Annotated in this window: 14 protein-coding genes and 2 pseudogenes; 11 read left to right on the top strand and 5 right to left on the bottom strand. The window is 60.1% G+C overall.

The features are described 5' to 3' along the window. Positions 1–430: trehalase-like domain-containing protein (locus AC629_RS11790; protein WP_245331816.1), on the bottom strand; the 430-nt coding region annotated here is incomplete at its 3' end. 169 nt (positions 431–599) lie between these two features. Here AC629_RS11790 and AC629_RS11795 point away from each other — a divergent pair. From AC629_RS11795 to AC629_RS45210, 11 genes and pseudogenes are all read left to right on the top strand, one after another. Beyond that, on the top strand, positions 600–1,244 hold the full coding sequence (locus AC629_RS11795; protein ID WP_084804938.1) for a histidine phosphatase family protein: 645 nt from the start codon (positions 600–602) through the stop codon (positions 1,242–1,244). A gap of 62 nt (positions 1,245–1,306) precedes the next feature. Then, on the top strand, positions 1,307–1,999 hold the full coding sequence (locus tag AC629_RS11800; RefSeq protein WP_084804939.1) for an HAD family hydrolase: 693 nt from the start codon (positions 1,307–1,309) through the stop codon (positions 1,997–1,999). 4 nt (positions 2,000–2,003) lie between these two features. Beyond that, a complete protein-coding gene (gene tal, locus AC629_RS11805; protein ID WP_084804940.1) occupies positions 2,004–3,089 on the top strand; it encodes a transaldolase in 1,086 nt (361 codons plus the stop codon). Positions 3,090–3,110: 21 nt separating this feature from the next. Further along, positions 3,111–3,818 (top strand): ROK family protein, encoded by a 708-nt coding sequence (locus AC629_RS11810; RefSeq protein ID WP_245331817.1) that lies wholly within the window; start codon positions 3,111–3,113, stop codon positions 3,816–3,818. 12 nt (positions 3,819–3,830) lie between these two features. Continuing rightward, positions 3,831–5,472, top strand: a pseudogene (gene pgi, locus AC629_RS50505) (glucose-6-phosphate isomerase). A gap of 75 nt (positions 5,473–5,547) precedes the next feature. Next, entirely contained in the window at positions 5,548–6,579 is a 1,032-nt protein-coding gene (gene gnd / locus AC629_RS11820) for a phosphogluconate dehydrogenase (NAD(+)-dependent, decarboxylating) (protein ID WP_084804942.1), read from the top strand. Between the two features lie 2 nt (positions 6,580–6,581). After that, complete coding sequence (gene zwf, locus AC629_RS11825; RefSeq protein ID WP_084804943.1) at positions 6,582–7,946, top strand: glucose-6-phosphate dehydrogenase; 1,365 nt, start codon at positions 6,582–6,584, stop codon at positions 7,944–7,946. 97 nt (positions 7,947–8,043) lie between these two features. Next, positions 8,044–10,131 carry a glycogen debranching protein GlgX gene (glgX, locus tag AC629_RS11830; protein WP_084804960.1) on the top strand — a complete coding sequence of 696 codons (2,088 nt, stop codon included), beginning with the start codon at positions 8,044–8,046 and terminating at the stop codon, positions 10,129–10,131. Positions 10,132–10,150: 19 nt separating this feature from the next. After that, positions 10,151–12,217 (top strand): transketolase, encoded by a 2,067-nt coding sequence (gene tkt / locus AC629_RS11835; protein ID WP_084804961.1) that lies wholly within the window; start codon positions 10,151–10,153, stop codon positions 12,215–12,217. 1 nt (position 12,218) lies between these two features. After that, positions 12,219–14,885 (top strand): MGH1-like glycoside hydrolase domain-containing protein, encoded by a 2,667-nt coding sequence (locus tag AC629_RS11840; RefSeq protein WP_084804944.1) that lies wholly within the window; start codon positions 12,219–12,221, stop codon positions 14,883–14,885. Positions 14,886–15,892: 1,007 nt separating this feature from the next. Next, positions 15,893–16,660 carry an HNH endonuclease signature motif containing protein gene (locus AC629_RS45210; RefSeq protein WP_143199072.1) on the top strand — a complete coding sequence of 256 codons (768 nt, stop codon included), beginning with the start codon at positions 15,893–15,895 and terminating at the stop codon, positions 16,658–16,660. Positions 16,661–16,670: 10 nt separating this feature from the next. On the opposite strand, the pseudogene AC629_RS48555 reads toward AC629_RS45210, so the two are convergent. The 4 genes and pseudogenes from AC629_RS48555 to AC629_RS11860 form a co-directional block, all read right to left on the bottom strand. Then, positions 16,671–16,778, bottom strand: a pseudogene (locus AC629_RS48555) (thermonuclease family protein); the annotation flags it as partial. Between the two features lie 280 nt (positions 16,779–17,058). After that, positions 17,059–17,259, bottom strand: a complete 201-nt coding sequence (locus AC629_RS11850) for a hypothetical protein (protein WP_084804945.1) — start codon at positions 17,257–17,259, stop codon at positions 17,059–17,061. A 673-nt stretch (positions 17,260–17,932) separates the two neighbouring features. Continuing rightward, positions 17,933–18,190: a hypothetical protein gene (locus AC629_RS11855; RefSeq protein WP_084804946.1), complete on the bottom strand. Its 258-nt coding sequence runs from the start codon at positions 18,188–18,190 to the stop codon at positions 17,933–17,935. Between the two features lie 236 nt (positions 18,191–18,426). After that, a complete protein-coding gene (locus AC629_RS11860; RefSeq protein WP_084804947.1) occupies positions 18,427–18,945 on the bottom strand; it encodes a hypothetical protein in 519 nt (172 codons plus the stop codon). Between the last annotated feature and the right edge of the window lie 583 nt (positions 18,946–19,528).

Raw genomic sequence — 19,528 nt, forward strand, 5'->3', positions numbered from 1 at the left:
CTTGGACCGGCATGAAGTCGACCACCTCACCGACGCCCTGGTCGCTAAGAAAGCGTGTCACCAGGACGTTGCTGTCAGGCATGTACATCTGCTTGTGCTGCGCCTCGTAGAGACTGGCGATGCGGAATGAGCCCCCTTTCCGGTCGTCGAGGATCGCGGCGAAGACGCTCGGCGAGTCAAAGCGCGGCAGGCAACACCAGTCGATGGACCCGTCGATCCCAACCAGGGCAACGGTGTGCAGGTCGCCGATGACGCCGTAGGACTCGATCGGCTTGTAGCCCATGATCTCGTCTCCTCCGCTCGCTCGACGCTGATCGAGCCCCATGATGAGCGTGTCGTCAATGCCCTCAGGCGAGCGTGCCCCAGGCGCAGCGCCTAGCGAATAGGTCAGCGCTTCAGACGCGCATTCCGTCGAGTGGCGAACTGTCATATCGCTACGCGGATGGCTCGTTGCTTCTCCGACGAAGTCGCGCTACCACTAGGCAGGATGCTCGGACCTTGTCGGCGTTGACGAGAGAGATTTTTTGGCCCGAAGCGTACTGAGTTCAGTTCTTTCCGCCGCACCCGCCGGCAGGGATGAAGCTGAAGGAGGCGAGATCATGAGCGCCGTCCTTCCAATCATTTGCCTTGCAAGGCACGGCGAGACCGCGTGGAGCCTCTCAGGTCAGCATACCGGCATCACGGATTTGTCTCTCACTGAACGCGGCGAACGGAACGCGCAAAGTTTGGGCCGGCGGTTGCAGGGCTTCACTTTCGCCAAAGTGTTCACCAGTCCGCTGAAACGCGCCGCCCGAACCTGCGAGTTAGCCGGGTTTGGAGGTGAAGCAGAAACCGACCACAATCTGTTGGAATGGAATTATGGCCAGTACGAGGGGCGTAGCACCCAAGAGATCCACCAACAACGCCCGGGCTGGCAATTATTTCGCGACGGTTGTCCTGGAGGAGAAACAGCGGATCAGGTCGGTGCTCGGGCAGATCGCATCGTGGATCGGATTCGCTCCATCCGCGGGAACGTTTTGTTGTTTTCGAGCGGGCATTTTCTCCGGGTCTTGACGGCACGCTGGTTGGGGCTCGATGCACAGGCCGGAAGCTTCTTCACGCTCGATACCGCAAGCCTGAGCATACTCGGCTACGAACACGGTCAGTCGGAACCGGCAATCCGACTCTGGAACGATGCCCGGCACGTCGACGATTGGTTAGCGCATCACGAGTCAGAGGCGCCCATCGGAGGGGCGCAGCCTTGATCAGTCGCCATGCGGCTTCAACCGCACGATGAGCATTGCGCGGAGCCGGAGGGGTAAGGTCGATGAACCAAATCGTCTTTCTGGTCGATGTGGATAATACGCTTCTCGACAACGACCGCATCCAGGCCGACATCAAGACCTACCTTGAGCGGCAGTACGGTGCCCCATCTCGCGATCGGTATTGGGGAATTCTCGAGGAGTTGTTCGAAGAGCTGGGATATCGAGACTATCTCGGTGCGCTGCAGCGCTACCGTATCGAACACCCGCAGGACATGCACCTATTGTCCATGTCGTCATTCCTGATCGACTACCCGTTCGCCAATCGTTTGTATCCGGGATCTCTGGATGTGCTCGAACGACTGCGTCAGTGGGGTCCAACTATCCTTCTCACCGATGGCGACGTCGTCTTTCAACCCCGCAAGGTTGAGCGCTCCGGTCTTTCGGAGGCAGTCAACTCACACGTGCTGATCTACATCCACAAGGAGCTCGCGCTCGATGACGTCGAGGCCCGCTATCCGGCGCTGCACTACGTCCTGGTGGATGACAAGCCGCGTATCCTTGCCGCAGTCAAGCAGGCTTGGGGCACACGCGTCACCACCGTCCTTCCCCGGCAAGGACAATATGCGCATGACGCGCACGCCCTCGCCTCCTTCCCCATACCCGACGTGACTGTGGACCGAATCGGAGACCTGCTCGACTGCGATCTCGGTCACCTGCTTGGGGCAGCCCCACGACTCGAACCTGTGCGGAGATGAAGCGATGACGGCGACGCAAAAGCTCCACGAACTCGGACAGAGCGTTTGGCTCGACAACATCACCCGTGACCTGCTGACCAGCGGCACCTTGAAGCGCTACATCGCCGACTTGTCACTGACAGGACTCACGTCGAACCCGACAATCTTCGACCATGCGATCAAAAACAGCTCTCACTATGACTCAGCAATCCGCAGCAAGCTCTCGGAGGGAAAGTCGGGCGAGCCCCTATTCTTCGAACTAGCACTCGAAGATCTTTCCCAGGCAGCGGACCTGTTTCGCCCGATTTGGGACCGCACGAATGGTGTAGACGGGTGGGTCTCACTCGAGGTCTCGCCACTTCTCGCCCATAACACCGCCAGCACGATCGCTGCGGCCAAGGAGCTGCATGCACAGGCGAACCGCCCTAACCTCTTCATCAAGATACCCGGGACGCAAGAAGGGCTGCCCGCCATCGAAGAATCGATTTTCGCCGGCGTGCCCGTGAATGTGACACTGTTGTTCAGCCGGGAGCACTATCTGGCGGCTTCCGAGGCATATCTGCGGGGCATCGAGCGTCGCATTGCAGCCGGCCTCAATCCGAACATCGGGTCCGTTGCGTCGGTGTTCGTCAGCCGGTGGGATGCCGCCATAGCGAACGACGTGCCCGGGCAATTGCGCAATCAGCTCGGTATTGCGATCGCGAAACGAACCTACAAGGCAGCCTGCGAGTTGCTCTCTTCAGCGCGTTCGCGGCGCATCTACAACGAGGGTGGGCGGCCACAGCGCCTGTTGTGGGCGAGCACAGGAACCAAGGATCCGGCAGCGTCCGACGTTCTATACGTCAAAGCGCTGGCCGCGCCGCTCACGGTGAACACCATGCCGGAAGGCACGGTGAAGGCGCTCGCCGATCACGGCGAGATTGGAGAGATGTTGCCGTCCGATGGGGGCGATTCCGAAGGGGTCCTCTCGCAATTCGCGAAGGCGGGCGTCGATATCGAAGCGCTGGCAGCGACGTTGCAGGACGAGGGGGCCAAGTCGTTTGTCAACTCCTGGAATGAGTTGATGAGCGTCATCTCCGCCAAAACTGAGGTGCTCAAAAAGGCGAGCTAGGCCCCAATGAGAAGATCTTCCATGAATATCCTGGTCATCGACGTGGGCGGCACCCACGTCAAGATCCTTGCCTCCGGCGAAAAAGTGAAACGAGAAATTGACTCCGGGCCGACCATGACCGCGCGGCAGATGATCTCGCAAGTCAAAGAGCTGGCCAATGGCTGGAAATATGACCTCGTCTCGATCGGCTATCCGGGCCCGGTTGTGCATGATCGCCCCATGGCCGAACCTCACAATCTGGGAAAAGGATGGATGGGCTTCAATTTCGCTGCGGCATTCAAATTGCCGACGAAAGTCATCAACGATGCGGCGATGCAGGCGCTCGGCAGCTACCAGGGCGGCAAAATGCTGTTCCTCGGGCTCGGGACGGGGCTCGGTTCAGCAATGATCGTCGATGGCATCGTGCAGCCGATGGAGCTTGCCCACCTGCCCTACAAGAAGCGGACCTACGAGGACTATGTCGGCGCCCGCGCGCTGGAGGAATTTGGTGGGAAAGCGTGGCGAAAGCACATCGAAGACATCGTTGAAATTCTGGTTGCGGCACTCCAACCGGAGGACGTCGTGCTAGGCGGCGGAAACGCCAGAAAGCTGAAGAAACTGCCGCCACTGTGCCGGCTCGGCGACAATGCCAACGCATTCAAGGGTGGATTCCGGCTGTGGGAGGGGCCGCTGCAGGCAAAGAGCAGTTGCTTGCACAAACAGACTGCCCAAGCCGCCACGGCGCACTAACGGGAGCGATAAATGGCAACGGCAACGATCACCGAGCTTCCTGCCTGGAGGGCCTTGTCCGCTCATTTTCAGAAGATCGACCGATTGCACCTGCGTGAGCTCTTTGCTCAGGACCCGCGACGCGGCGAGCGCTTAACGGTGGAAGCAGCCGGACTCTACCTCGACTACTCGAAGAACCGGATTACCGACGAAACGATAGCCCTGCTCTTGCAACTGGCCGACCAGGCCGGGCTCCGCACGCGGATCGATGCGATGTTCGGAGGCGAGAAGATCAACGTCTCCGAATACCGGGCGGTCCTGCATGTCGCGCTCCGCGCACCGAAGGGGCAATCGATCTTGGTCGACGGTGAGGACGTCGTGCCGGAGGTGCATAGAGTGCTCGACCGAATGACCGATTTTTCCAATCGCATGCGGGGCGGCGCGTGGCGCGGCTATACCGGCAAGCCAATCCGCAACGTCATCAACATCGGCATCGGCGGCTCCGATCTGGGTCCGGTGATGGCCTACGAGGCGCTCAAGCATTATAGCGACCGCGCGATGACGTTCCGGTTCGTCTCCAACGTGGACGGTACTGATTTTGCAGAGGCGATCCGCGATCTCGATCCGGCGGAGACGTTGTTCATTGTCTCGTCCAAGACGTTCACAACCCTGGAAACCATGACCAACGCCAGGAGCGCGCGCAACTGGTCGCTCTCGGGACTTGGGGGGCGACGAGGCCTCAGTCGCAAAGCATTTCGTCGCGGTATCCACCAACGCTAAGGAGGTGACGAGCTTCGGCATCGACGCCGCCAACATGTTCGGCTTCTGGGACTGGGTCGGGGGCCGATACTCCATGGATTCCGCGATCGGACTCTCGACGATGCTTGCCATCGGGCCGGACAACTTTCGCGCCATGCTTGGTGGATTCCACGAAATTGACGAGCATTTTCGCATCGCTCCCTTCGAGCGCAACATCCCGGTGTTGATGGGACTCCTCGCCATATGGCACAACAATTTCTTTGGTGCGCACACCGTGGCGGTGCTGCCCTACGAGCAATACCTGAAACGGTTTCCGGCGTATCTCCAGCAGCTGACGATGGAGAGCAACGGCAAGCACGTCTCGCTTGAGGGGCACCCTCTCAGATACAACACCGGAGCGATCTATTGGGGCGAGCCCGGGACCAACGGTCAACACTCGTTCTACCAACTCATTCACCAGGGCACCCGCCTCATTCCGTGCGACTTCATTGCCTTTCACAAGGCTCTCAACCGACTTGGTGAGCAGCACGACATGCTGCTCGCGAACGTCTTCGCGCAAGGCGAAGCACTCGCATTCGGCAAGACCGCTGACGAAGTAAGGGCGGAAGGATCGCCCGATTGGCTCGTTCCACATCGCGTCTTCGAGGGAAACCGGCCGTCCAATACGATCCTGCTGGAACAGCTGACACCCGCGGCACTCGGCAAACTCGTCGCACTGTACGAGCACAGCGTCTTCACTCAGGGCGCGATTTGGCACATCGATTCATTCGATCAATGGGGCGTCGAACTCGGCAAGGTGCTGGCGCAACGCATCATCCCAGAACTCACCAACGACGCCGAGCCGAAGTTCTGCCACGACAGCTCGACCAACGCCTTGATCCGTCGACATCGCACGTTCCGGGCGAAGCCGCGCTAGACATCCATTTCGATACGCGGGCTACCAGCGTATGGAGAGCAAATAACGCCGCAGCAACGAAAACAGGAGCCACTCATGCAACTCGGAATGATCGGCCTCGGCCGAATGGGCGCCAACATGGTGCGACGGCTCGTCCGGCATGGTCACCAATGTGTCGTCTTCGACATGTCGCCAGCTGCCATTGCGGAATTGGTGAAAGATGATGCCACGGGAAGCTCTTCGTTGGCGGATTTCGTGGAGAAGCTCCAGAAACCGCGCGCGATCTGGTTGATGGTTCCTGCGGCAGTCGTGGATAACTCGATCGGCGATCTGCTGCCGCTCCTCGATGCCGGCGACACTCTGATCGACGGCGGCAACTCCTACTATATTGATGACATCAGGCGCTCCAAGGAATTGGCGCAGAAGGGCATCAGTTATGTAGATGTGGGCACCAGCGGCGGCGTGTGGGGTCTTGAGCGCGGCTACTGCATGATGATCGGCGGTCCTGACAAGGCCGTGCAGCGGCTGGACCCGGTTTTCAAGGCCCTCGCCCCGGGTCTCGGCGAAATCCCGCGCACGCCAGGACGAGAGCACGCTGCTGCAGGCACCTCCGAGCATGGCTATCTCCACTGCGGCCAGAACGGCGCCGGTCATTTCGTCAAGATGGTCCACAACGGTATCGAGTATGGGCTGATGGCCGCTTACGCCGAGGGGCTTGGTATCCTGCGCGCGGCGAACATTGGCAAGCAGGCGCACGCGGCGGATGCCGAAACAACGCCACTTCGTCTTCCCGAGCACTACCAGTATGACCTGAACCTGTCCGACATCACCGAGGTTTGGCGGCGCGGCAGTGTGGTTGCCTCGTGGCTTCTCGATTTGACGGCAACAGCGCTGCTGGAAGATCCGGCACTCGCCAAATTCGCGGGGCGCGTATCCGATTCCGGCGAAGGACGCTGGACCATTGCTGCAGCGATCGATGAGGCCGTACCCGCCCCGGTGCTGACGACTGCACTCTACGAGCGCTTCAGTTCCCGCGGCCAGGCCGATTTCCAGAACAAGCTCCTTTCGGCGATGCGCTACGAGTTCGGTGGTCACTTGGAAAAGGCGGCCAATGAGAGATCCAGATAGTCATGAGCGAATTTAGATCCGACGCACTGGTGTTTTTCGGCGCAACCGGCGATCTCGCCTACAAGAAGATCTTTCCATCCCTGCAAGCTATGCTGAAGAGGGGCCACCTCGATGTGCCCGTCATTGGCGTCGCAAAGGCCGGCTGGACACTCGACCAACTCCAGGCCCGAGTACGAGATAGCCTGGAAAAGCACGGGGGCCTCGACGCCGGTGCGTTTGACAAGCTAGCTGGTCTTTTGCGTTACGTAGACGGCGACTATGCCGATCGGGCCACGTTTGATGCCCTTCGCAAGCAGCTCGGCTCCGCACACCATCCAGCCCACTATCTCGCCATCCCCCCGGCGCTATTCGAGACAGTCGTTGAAGGGCTCGCCAGCGCCCGGTGCACCGATGGCGCCCGCGTCATTGTCGAAAAGCCATTCGGCCACGATCTGGCGTCCGCGCGTGCCCTGAATGGGATCCTGCTCGACAAATTCGACGAAGACCACATCTTCCGCATCGACCACTATCTCGGAAAGCGGCCTGTGAACAACATGGTTTTCTTCCGCTTCGCGAATGCGTTTCTGGAGTCGTTCTGGAATCGCAGGTTCGTCGGAAGCATACAGATCACCATGGCCGAGCAGTTCGGCGTCCAAGGTCGCGGTGCATTCTATGATCAAACCGGCACCATTCGTGACGTGATCCAAAATCACCTGTTTCAGGTGCTGGCCAATCTGGCGATGGAACCGCCCGCCCGCTCCGACAGTGAATCGCTGCGCGATGAGAAGGTCAAGGTTCTGAAATCAATTCCGCCAATCGCCGAGAATGAATTGCTGCGCGGGCAGTTTCTTGGATACCGGAAGGAACCTGGCGTCGCGCCGGACTCTCAGGTGGAAACTTTCGCCGCGCTGCGATTGGAGATCGATTCCTGGCGCTGGCAGGGTGTGCCGATTTACATCCGAGCCGGGAAATGCCTGCCAGTCACCTGCACGGAGGTTATCGTGCGCCTGCGTGAGGCACCACGGATCTTTCCCAATTGCATACCAACGCCGAACCATCTGCGGTTTCGCATCAGCCCGGATGTGACCATCGCGGTCGGCACCACGGTGATGGATATCAACGATGGGCAGGTCGGCGAACCGGTGGAGTTGTTGGCAAGCCACCACGCGGGCGCGCACGAGATGGATGCCTACGAGCGCGTGCTTGGAGATGCCATGAATGGCGACCGAACCCTGTTTGCACGACAGGACTACGTCGAGGAAGCGTGGCGGATCGTCGATCCGGTGTTGAAGAAAATGACACCGGTCTACGAATACGTGGCGGGTAGCTGGGGGCCCCGCGAAGTGGATGGGAGTGTGGTGCCGCCGGGTGGCTGGCAGAATCCGTAAGACCGCTCTGAACGAGAGGTGAGGCATGCAGATCGAAGTGCTTGCTGATCTGAAAGAGGTCGCGGAACGGGCGGCAGCCGAATCTCGGCGACTGTGGATGAGTGAGCCCGTCGCCCAAGGCCGCAGCTTCCCACTCGGGGCCACGCTTTGCGACGGCGGCGCCAATTTTAGCGTGTTCTCCAAGCACAGTACCGCTGTCGAACTATGCCTGTTCGACTGTATGGACGGCGCGGAGCCCGCGCGCGTGATCGCGCTCGATCCCCGCCTCCATCGTACTTATCACTATTGGCATGTGTTTGTTCCAGGCATAGCGCATGGCCAGCTCTATGCGTTCCGCGTGCATGGTCCGTACGACCCAGCCAACGGTCTGCGCTTCGAGGCCGGCAAGACGCTGCTCGATCCCTATGGAAAATGCGTTGCGCGACCGCAAGGCTACCGCCGCCAGGCGGCCCGCCAGCCCGGAGACAATGCCGTCACCGCGTTCAAGAGTGTCGTAGTCGAACTCGACGCATATGACTGGGAGGGCGATGCGCGCCCGCGTCGGCCGTTCGAACGCACCATTATCTACGAGATGCATGTTGGACGATTCACGCGCCATCCCGACTCGAACGTCACCGCTGCCGAACGGGGCACTTACACCGGCTTGATCCGCAAGATTCCCTACTTGCAGGACCTCGGTATCACCGCGGTTGAGCTGCTGCCGGTGTTCGCATTCGACGAACAGGACGCGCCGGCCGGATTGGTCAACGATTGGGGCTACCAGCCCGTCTCGTTCTTCGCGCCGCATCTCGGCTATAGTTCGCGCCAGACTCCGACCGAAGTTCTCGATGACTTTCGCGACATGGTCAAGGCACTGCATCGTGCCGGGATCGAGGTCATCCTCGATGTCGTCTTCAATCATACCACTGAGGGTGGCGCAGACGGCCCGACCATCTGCTTTCGCGGGCTCGCAAACGCGACCTACTACATTCTCGGCGAGGACAAGGCGACTTATGCCGACTACACCGGCTGCGGCAATACGCTCAACGCCAACGAGCCCGTTGTCCGCCGGATGATCACGGACAGCCTGCGTCATTGGGTGCGCGACATGCACGTCGACGGCTTCCGGTTCGACCTCGCCGCGATCCTGTCGCGCGACGAGCACGGCCGGCCAATGCTTGCGCCTCCGCTCATCTGGGACATCGAGACCGATCCCGTTCTCGCCAACGTCAAGTTGATTGCAGAGGCGTGGGATGCGGGTGGCCTCTACGAGGTCGGCAGTTTTGTTGGCGATGCATGGAAGGAGTGGAATGGAAAATTTCGCGATGACGTTCGCTCGTTCCTCAAAAGCGACAACGGCATGGTGCGCACGCTGGCCTGTCGGCTCACCGGCAGTCCGGATGTCTACGCCTGGCAGGGCCGGGAGCCGGAGCAAAGCATCAACTTCGTGACCTGCCACGACGGCTTCACCTTGAATGATCTGGTCTCTTACAACACCAAGCATAACGCCGCTAACGGCGAGCAGAACCGCGACGGCTCCGACAACAACTTCAGCTGGAATTGCGGCGTCGAGGGGCCGAGCGAGGATCCTGAAATTGAGCGGCTGCGCACCCGCCAAGTGAAGAATTTTCTCGCACTGCTGCTGCTCTCGGTCGGCACGCCGATGTTGCTGGCCGGCGACGAGGTGCGCGGTTCCCAGCGCGGCAACAACAATGCCTACTGCCGAAACGACGAATTGTTGTCCTTCGACTGGACCCTGCCAGAAGCGTACGCCGAGATTCATCGCTTTACAAAACAGCTCATCGCGTTTCGTCTGGGCCGGTCTCTGCCGGCCGACCGTTTCGACATGACGTTGCAGGACCTTCTGCGCAAACAGCCGATCCAATGGCATGGGGTCCGATTGAACGCCCCCGATTGGAGCGATACGTCTCACTCCATCGCGGCAACCTGGCCATTGATATCGGATCGTCACATTTTGCTCCATGTCATCATCAACGCCTATTGGGAGCTCCTCGAATTCGAACTGCCGCTGCTCGACGACGCCTACGGACCGTGGCGGCGATGCATCGACACATCCCTAGCGCCCCCTGAGGACGTGTGTGCGCCCAACGATGGTCCGGTCGTCGCACTGCCGATGTATCGCGCTCAGCCACGTTCGGTTGTGATCTTGTTCACCCAAACACGTGCCGATGTTGCGGCCCGATGATGCCCGGAGGAAGTCAACCATGACCAACGCCGAACTCGACCAACTCGCGATAAACACCATCCGTACGCTGTCGATCGATGCAGTCCAGGCCGCGAGCTCCGGTCACCCCGGCACGCCGATGGCGCTTGCACCACTTGTATATACGCTCTGGAACCGGGTCATGCGGTTCGATCCGCAGGATCCGATCTGGCCCGGCCGCGACCGCTTCGTGCTATCGAACGGACACGCGTCAATGCTGCTATGGTCCATCCTCTATCTTACCCGGACGCAGGCCGTGAATACCGAGTACGAGACGTTAGGCAAGCCTGCCGTCACGCTCGAGGATATCAGGCATTTTCGTCAGCTCGGAAGTCACGCGCCGGGCCATCCCGAATACCACCTGGTGTCCGGCGTCGAGACAACAACCGGCCCGCTCGGACAAGGCATTGCGACTAGCGTCGGTATGGCAATCGCGCAACGCTGGCTCGCGGCACGATACAATAAGCCGGATCTTGGCATCTTCGACTACCATATTTATGCGGTTTGCGGAGATGGCTGCTTGATGGAGGGCGTCGGCTCTGAAGCAGCGTCGCTCGCCGGCCACCTTGGCCTCGATAATCTGTGCTGGATCTACGACAACAATCACATCACAATAGAGGGCAGCACGCGGCTGACGTTCACCGAAGATGTCGCCGTTCGTTTCGCCGGCTATGGCTGGAACATCCTTAGGGTCGGTGATGCCAACGATATCGCCGGCATTGAACAGGCGTTGGCAACGTTTCGCGAGACGAACGGCCGTCCGACGCTGGTGATCCTCGACAGCCATATCGGATACGGCTCGCCACACCGCCACGATACGGCCGCCGCGCATGGCGAGCCGCTCGGCGTTGAAGAAATCAAGCTCACCAAGCGAGCCTATGGTTGGCCGGAAGACTCGAATTTCTTGGTGCCCGACCACGTTCTCGAACACTTCGCCTCCGGCGTCGGCGTGCGAGGCGCCACCGCCCGCCGCAAATGGCAAGAGCTGTTCGTTGACTACCGCTCGAAATATCCTGAGCTAGCGACCGAAATCGACCAGATGCAACAGCGCGGGCTCCCGGCGGGCTGGGACCGCAACCTGCCGTCATTCCCGGCAGATCCGAAGGGCCTGGCGGGTCGCGAGACGTCGGGAAAGGTTTTGAACGTTCTTGCGCAGAACATTCCGTGGTTGATTGGCGGTTCAGCCGACCTGGGTCCGTCGACCAAGACCCTGCTGACCTTCGAAGGCGCGGGCGATGTTCAGACCGCCACTCCGGGCGGCAAGAACTTGCATTTCGGTATCCGCGAACACGCGATGGCTGCAATCCTGAATGGTCTGGCGCTGTCGAAACTGCGGCCGTTCGGCGCGAGCTTCCTGATTTTCAGCGACTACGCGCGGCCCGCGATACGCCTAGCTGCGCTGATGGAGCTACCGGTGGTCTTTGTTTTTACCCATGATGCCATGGGCGATGGCGAGGACGGCCCAACGCATCAACCGGTCGAGCATCTCGCCTCAATGCGGGCGATGCCCGGTCTGACGCTGTTTCGGCCGGGTGATGCAAACGAAGTCGTCGAAGCCTACCGCTACATCATGCAGCTTCGTCATCGGCCAGCTCTGTTGGCGCTCTCTCGCCAACCGTTACCGACCCTCGATCGCAGCAAGTATGCACCGGCCTCCGGGGTCGCGCGAGGCGCCTACGTGCTTGCCGACCCCGCTGAGGGCAAGCCTGACATGATCTTGATTGCTACCGGCAGCGAGTTGCATCTCGCGGCCGAGGCTCATGAGAGACTTGGCCTGGAGGGCATCCGCTCGCGGGTGGTCTCGATGCCTTCCTGGGATGTCTTCGAGCGCGAGACGCAAGAATACCGCGATGCCGTCTTGCCACCTGAGATCACGGCCCGCGTCGCGATCGAGCAGGCGTCCACGTTCGGCTGGGAGCGGTACGTTGGGAAGGCTGGTCGTGTCCTTGGCATGCACACGTTCGGCGCCTCCGCTCCACTGAAGGCCTTGCAGCAGGAGTTCGGATTTACCGCTAATCATATCATCGCCATGGTCAAGGCGATGTTGGAGCCCGCGAAAGCCGCATAGCATGGACGATACCAAGCAGGGCGTTCCGCCACGCTCGGCTGAGCATGCAAGACTTGCAGACTCCTCGCCCGATACTCCTGGCGACTGGAAAGCGATCGGGCCTTACATCAGTGAGCGTGCCTGGGGCACGGTGCGAGAAGACTACAGTCCAGATGGACAACCCTGGCAGTACTTCCCATACGAACACGCACGCTCTCGCGCCTATCGGTGGAACGAGGACGGTCTTGCCGGCCTTTGCGATCGAGCGCAGCGCCTGTGTTTAGCTTTGACTTTTTGGAACGGAAAGGACCCCTTCCTGAAGGAGCGTATCTTCGGTCTCAGTGGTCCAGAAGGAAACCACGGCGAAGACGCTAAGGAGTACTGGTGGTACGTCGACGCGACACCGACCAGTTCGTGGCTGCGCTGGCGTTACCACTATCCCCACGCGGAGTTTCCATACGCGTTGCTTCGACGGGAGAGCGCGAGGCGCAACAAGGACGAGCCCGAATTTGAACTCGTGGACACCGGTGTTTTCGAAGAGGATCGTTACTGGCAGATCACGGCGGATTACGCCAAAGCATCACCTCATGACATATGCATGCGCATCAGCGTTCACAACGCGGGACCCGATGCGGCCGAGCTTCACGTGCTTCCGACGCTGTGGTTTCGCAACCGCTGGTCATGGGAGGCTGGTATCGCGCGGCCGACCATCCGGGCGACTGCTGAAACCGGCAATGTCTGCGCGATAGCTGAAGAAGAAGAACTGGGCCGCTGGCACCTCACTGCCGGGCCGGACCCGACCGGCAGGCCGCCGGCGCTGCTGTTCTGCGAAAACGAAACCAACGCCCGGTACCTTTATGGGGTCACCGCTGAGCAGACGCCCTTTCCAAAAGACGGCATCAACGACAACGTTGTCCACGGTGCGGCGACGGTGAATCCGGCGAGGCAGGGCACAAAAATGGCCTGTTGGTATCGCCTCAAGGTCGCCGGCGGCGAAACGGTCGATCTCAGGCTTCGCCTATCACATGATGGATGCCGCCCGACTGCTGACCTCGGGGCAGAATTCGAGCAGATCCACGTCGACCGGCGGCGCGAAGCCGACGAATACTATGCAGCGCTTACGCCCGACGCCACAAGTGAGGATGAGGCGGCAGTCATGCGGCAAGCATTCGCCGGAATTCTGTGGAGCCAGCAGTTCTATCACTACGATGTGGCGCGCTGGCTCGACGGCGATATCATACGTCCACCCGAGGCGCGCGCGTCCGGTCGCAATGCGGGCTGGCGTCATCTCAACAACCACGACATCATCGCCATGCCCGACAAATGGGAATACCCGTGGTATGCCTCATGGGATCTCGCTTTCCATTGCGTCGCGCTAGCGCACATCGACCCGTCAGCAGCGAAGCATCAGCTGCTGCTGCTGGCGCGCGAGTGGTACATGCACCCGAACGGCCAGATGCCGGCTTATGAATGGAATTTCGGAGACGTGAATCCGCCGGTTCAAGCCTGGGCCACGCTCGCGGTGTTCCGGATCGATGGCGGGACCGATTTCGATTTTCTCGCTCGCGTTTTTCAAAAGCTCCTGATCAACTTCACCTGGTGGGTAAATCGAGAAGACGCATGTGGTGACAACGTGTTCGAGGGCGGCTTTCTCGGGCTTGACAATATCGGCCCGTTCGACCGCTCACAGATGCTCCCCGACGGCGATTTACTGGAGCAGTCCGATGGCACCGCATGGATGGCCAAGTTCTGTCTGAACATGCTGGAGATGGCTCTACGCCTTGCAAACCATCAGCCAAGCTACGAAGACCTCGCGGTAAAGTTCTTCGAGCATTTCGCTCTGATTGCCGCCGCGATCGGCAGGCTTTGGGACGACCAAGATGGTTTTTTCTACGATCGGCTTCGAAAGCGCGACGGTTCGACATTCACGGTGCGCGCGCGTTCCATGGTGGGACTGCTGCCAATCTTTGCGGCCGTACAGCTCGATGCGGCGCTGTGGGAACGACTACCGATGTTCCGCAAGCGCGCCCGATGGTACATCGACAACAAGCCGGGTCTTGCAGAATTCCTGCACATGCCCCGGAGTAATGATGGCCCTGGGCTGATCTCGCTGGTAGGCAAGTCGCGTATGAAACGGATTCTCGCATCTATGCTCGATGAGTCGGAATTCCTGTCGCCTTACGGGCTACGATCGCTGTCCCGCTACCACCGCGAACATCCGCTCATCGTCAACATGGACGGACATTTCGCTCGTCTTGACTATGAGCCGGGCGAATCGCGGACCGGACTGTTTGGAGGCAATTCCAACTGGCGCGGACCGATCTGGTTTCCGCTCAACTTTCTCGCGATCGAGTCGTTAAAAAATCTGTACACTAACTTTGGCGACGACTTCACCGTCGAACTGCCGACAGGATCAGGCAAGCAAGCGACTCTCGAGCAAGTCGCCGAAGAGCTCGAGCGCCGACTACTCGCGTTGTTCCTCCGGAACGCAGAGGGTCAGCGACCCGCGCTGGGACTACGTCCACGCTTTCAGCGCGGCGGGACGTGGTGCGATTTATTGCTGTTCCACGAGTATTTCCACGGCGATACCGGCAAGGGCCTTGGCGCCTCGCATCAAACCGGCTGGACCGCTCTCGCTGGCGCCCTGGTCGCTAATCGGCGTTTGCGTGTGAATGCCGATCAAAAATGACCGCCATCGGCAGCGCATTAGCTCCAACTGTCCTAAGTCGATTGGCGAGTATCCTGACTTCCTAATGCCGAGCAAAATCGCCGGGTTGAGCTATCCAAGCATCCTTCGGCTTCCAGCGGTGTGTTCGTCCACAACGTTGGCATCTCAATGGGACTTCAACAGAAAGGACCACACGGTTTTGCCGTACGCGCGTTCGTTGGCGCCACAGGGTTTTCCCGCGCTGTCGACGTAGCGGGAAGAATGTTGGCGAGACGAACTCTCAGCGCCGCTCGTCGACACGAAGCCTCGGGCTCACGGAGAGCAATCCGCCCCGCCCGCACTTTTCCGCGCCCGACGCTGCCGCGTCCACCGCAAGCCCGACTCGCGAAACGTGACGACACAAGATCGCCCCTCAAGGATGAGCCGGGATGGAGAACACATACGCTAATTCCGAATTTCGGTAAAGTGGAATATTTCGCCCGCGCGGCTTGACACCGACGCTTATCGAAAAGTTCCCGGCGTTTTGCCCGACGGGCAGCCCTCCGGCGCCGAGATACCAGGCAAACATCTGTTTACGTCCAGCAACATTCCGTCGACTCGATGCCTGTTTCCAAGCAGTGGCAGGCATGCTGGTGCGCTCACGTGCGCCGCTCGCCCGGCAAGGATGGGCATTTGGTGGGCCGCCGCTGCGGCTTGGAAGTCCGCTTCGGCCAGCGACAAGCAATCCGAGAACCTCTGGCGCGGTCAGTCCGGAACAGCGCCTGCCATGCCAAATCCAGCTTCGTCATCGGTCCGTCGATCCTCCGGATTCGGCAACATAAACCCCGCATGCAAAACTGGAAAAGGCTAGGGTCGGATATCCTGAAAGGGGGCGGTCCCGCGTTCCCGCGCCGTCTGATCAGATTGGTAGGACCCGGTCCTTCCTTTCACTCAGGTAACTACGAAAATGTCCCTGTCCGGGCAGCACGTCTCGTTTGCAACCAACGATGCAGCGGATATGCCTCTGCCCCGGTAGGGGGGTGGGCGCGATGGCTCTTCACATTCTTCAAGGCGACACCGAAAATGATAAAAGATGGCTCGAAAAAGCAGCACGTCTGCACTTGAGCACGTCGAAATGGATCGTGCCGAGTTCGGCTGTCGAAGGGGATAAGGCCGTGATTTTTGTCGGCTCAACGTTCTTCGCAACCGCGACAATTGCTTCCACACCGAAAAGACGAACCGATTGGCCTAACCGTTACGGGGCTGGTTTAAGATCAGTAAGATTGATCGAGCCGCCAATATCACTGGATGTCATTCGGAGGAGAATCCCTGAATTGAAGTGGGCGATCTACCCGCGCAGTGTGACCACGGTGCTGCCCGCTATTGCTACCACGATCAGCGAACTCATCTCGGACCGACGTCATCGTGGAGGATCGGATGTCGACGACCGAATGCTTGATGTCGCCGGTATTGAGGAATTGCGGGCCAGAGCGATTGCAGATGCGCGCCCCAAGGCTGCGCGGAAGGTGAGGATGGCGGTCCATCAATCACGCTCTTTGCCGGTTCATCGCTACGTACTGGCTCGCGCGGACGGAGGGTGCGAAGGATGCCGTTGCAAGGCACCGTTTCAGACACGGAAAATGACGCCTTACCTCGAGCCGCATCACACGATCCGCTTGGCCGATGATATCCCCCTTTCGGTAATCGCTCTGTGCCCCACATGTCACCGCAGAGTTCACCACTCCCTCGATGGAGAGGAGTACAACGCAGCGCTGATACGAAAGCTCAGGAAATTGGAGCCTGTTGGGGCGCGATAGCACCCATTTCGCCACGGGAAAGCTGACTGCTCTCAGGTGCGTCGATACCCCAGAGTCGGATGCGCGTGCTGTGAATTTCGAGAGTGTCGCCGTCGATGATGCTGGCGCGGCTGGTGATGGACTCCGACGCAGCCCGATTGAGCCAACGACCAGCACACCATCGCCGGGAAGAAGCTCGGACGTGGCCTCGATCACTTCCGCACAGAGGGCGCGAAGCTAATTCCTGAGCCGACAGAGCCGGCCCCTTACGAGGCAGAAGCTTATCGCCTGTCGGCGCTCAAGGCAGCGGGAAGCAGAGAGTAAAGTCCGCCGACCCGTTTGACGAATAACGCTATTGGACTTCGCGCGTGCGCTGCCAGTGCGGCAGCGACCGCGACGGCGACATCTCGGGGACCGGCTCAGGCGGGATGTCGAAGGGAACTTCTATGATCATGATGCTTGAAGAAGAGATCAAGCTTCACGGGTTCGCCGGTATCTCGCCAGTACAATCTCTTACCCATGCTGCCCGCCACCGCGAGGCGATGGTGGCCGCCGATCAGAGTGTGATCATCCGTTGCTATGGCGATGATTTCGCCGGTTTCATCAACGATGACTTTCATGCGCCGCCTCCGATGCAACGCCCCAGTGAGCAACCGCAATGGTACGCAGTCTATCTAACCTCGTGTCGGCCTCCCTCGTTCCAACCATGAAGATCACGGCTTCCGTCTTCGCCTCATCGCGCAACGCCTTTGTGTGCGAGCTGGTACAAAAAATTAAACGCTATTTGAGCGGTGGCAAATATCCTCGATAGGCGGCGTCGCGCGTATCCCGCGTTTTCCGCAGGACCCAAAGGATCCGAGAAACCGATGGGTTGCACGCAAAAAGAAGGGCCGCCTGCGTTGCCACAAGCGGCCAAGGTCAGGGAGGTCATGCCCAAGGTGGGCAGCGATAGCGTGAGGGAGCGCTATCGCATGCTCCACAGAAGACGATCGCTATTGGCAGCTCAATTGAACGTCGGTAAACGTCGGGCATCTAAAAGGTAGCGGACCCTATACGAACGTTTATGGCGCTCGCCATGCCCGGCCTCGTGCCAGCGTTTCACGCATCACCGTGCGCGTCTGCCTGGCCTCCGATTGCAGCGCGAGAGCAGACAATCACCCTTTATGGCGTTCGTCGCGCGGCCGTCGGTTACAGCGCCAGCCACCAAACCGCCAGCGCGACCATGACGACGATCGCCGCGACGAAGATCGCGACCTTGATCGGGGACATGATCCATGTCGCTCGGACCCGCCCCTATTTTCGTTTGCGCCGATTTCGTGTCCGGCTGAGCCGTTTGGCGTTTGCCGCCACCCTTCTTCGATACTGCTCGACAATCCTATCTCCGGAAGCTCCAGCCATCAGGCTGGTACTAGCCTTCGCGGCCGCAAGCACCTTTTCACTCACCATGCGCTTGGCTTCACGTTGAGCTGCTTTGCCGCCGCGCATCAATTTCGCGATCCGCAGTCCGATCACGCGATTGCTTTCGAGCGCCAGCATCATCCAGTTCCACATGCTGTGTAATTCCTGACAAGTCGGTCACCGATTGATCGAGTGGCGCGGCGAGGGGCCGTCGCGGATCACGTCAGGATAAGCGACACCATAATCGCGGCCCCCGTGTGGTCGATGTTCAACATCCGCCGACACCGAGGAATTTCCCCGCCTTTCTGTGCGAGATGGTACAATAGTTAAGCGCGATATGATCCGCGATATGATCGGAGGCAACCCGCGGCAAGAACGATGCCCGAGCGTCAGTCCTGCTCATTGGGCGGCGGCTCGTTCCACTCGTTCGCCTTCGCGAGCGCCGCTGCCGCCATCTCGCGCCGAACCTGATCTACGACCGCGTCGATGTTGCGCCGCATCTGAATGTCGCGCGAGCACCGGGCCGCCATACCGGATAGATGGGTCAGGGTTATTCCAGCAAGCTCATCGATCAACGCATCGACATCGTCCCGGCGCACCAGTTCTCGCCGCTTCTCCATCAGCCGCAGTTGAAACATCTCGGTCTTGACCCTGACGTGATCAACGTCGGCCTCGCTGCGTGGCGATTGCCGCCTCTCTCGCCGCAAGTGCCGCAGGTAGGCGACCCGGCTCTGATCAAGCGGGAAGCCGTCACCTTGCCGCCGGATCACGCCTTCCGCTTCGAGCTTGCATGTAGGCGCAGCTGCAATCGAGGTGCACCGCGAGCGCCGACGCGCTGACGATTGCGGGCCTTCTGGATCGCGGCCGAGAGGCGACGGGCGGGCGATATCGGTAATGGTTTCGGTCATCGCGTTGCTTCCTGTCGCGTCGCGGCAGGATAGCTCAATTCCGCTTCCGGCGCGTTAGGGCCGCAAGGTATTTGCGGCCCTAACGCTTTTCCGCCAGTCAGTTACGCGGGGGCCTGCTGCCCGCCCTCGGCCGGTGGCGGCTCGGCCACGGGCTCGGCCGGGACCTCGACCGGCTCCGAAGAGACGGCGGTCTTCTGCTCGGGCGTGGCCTCGACCTCCGGGCTGGGCGTCGGCTCTGGGGCTGGCTCCGCGCTCGGGGTGGTCTGATCGGGCTCGTCTGGTGCCATGGGTATTTACCTCCCTTGGTAGGTGAGCTTTGCTGGACAGTGTTGTGGATTTGGACTTCTCGATTAGTGACGCGCCGCCCCAACGGGTGGCGCCGGAGTGGTCGCGTGCCCACGGGAGCAGGCAAGTCCTCCACGTGTCAGCTAAAGCACAATGCGACCCTGCCCCGCATTATCGTACGTTTAGCCGCGCTGCGATTTTCGGGGCTCAACGTGAATGCGCCTGTCCTGCATCGGCCTTGTGCGACAGTCAGAAGTAGTCGTGGTCCATCGCGTACCCTTAGGAACGTTGCTTGTGG

The sequence above is a fragment of the Bradyrhizobium sp. NAS80.1 genome (assembly GCF_001908205.1).
Lineage (GTDB): Bacteria > Pseudomonadota > Alphaproteobacteria > Rhizobiales > Xanthobacteraceae > Bradyrhizobium.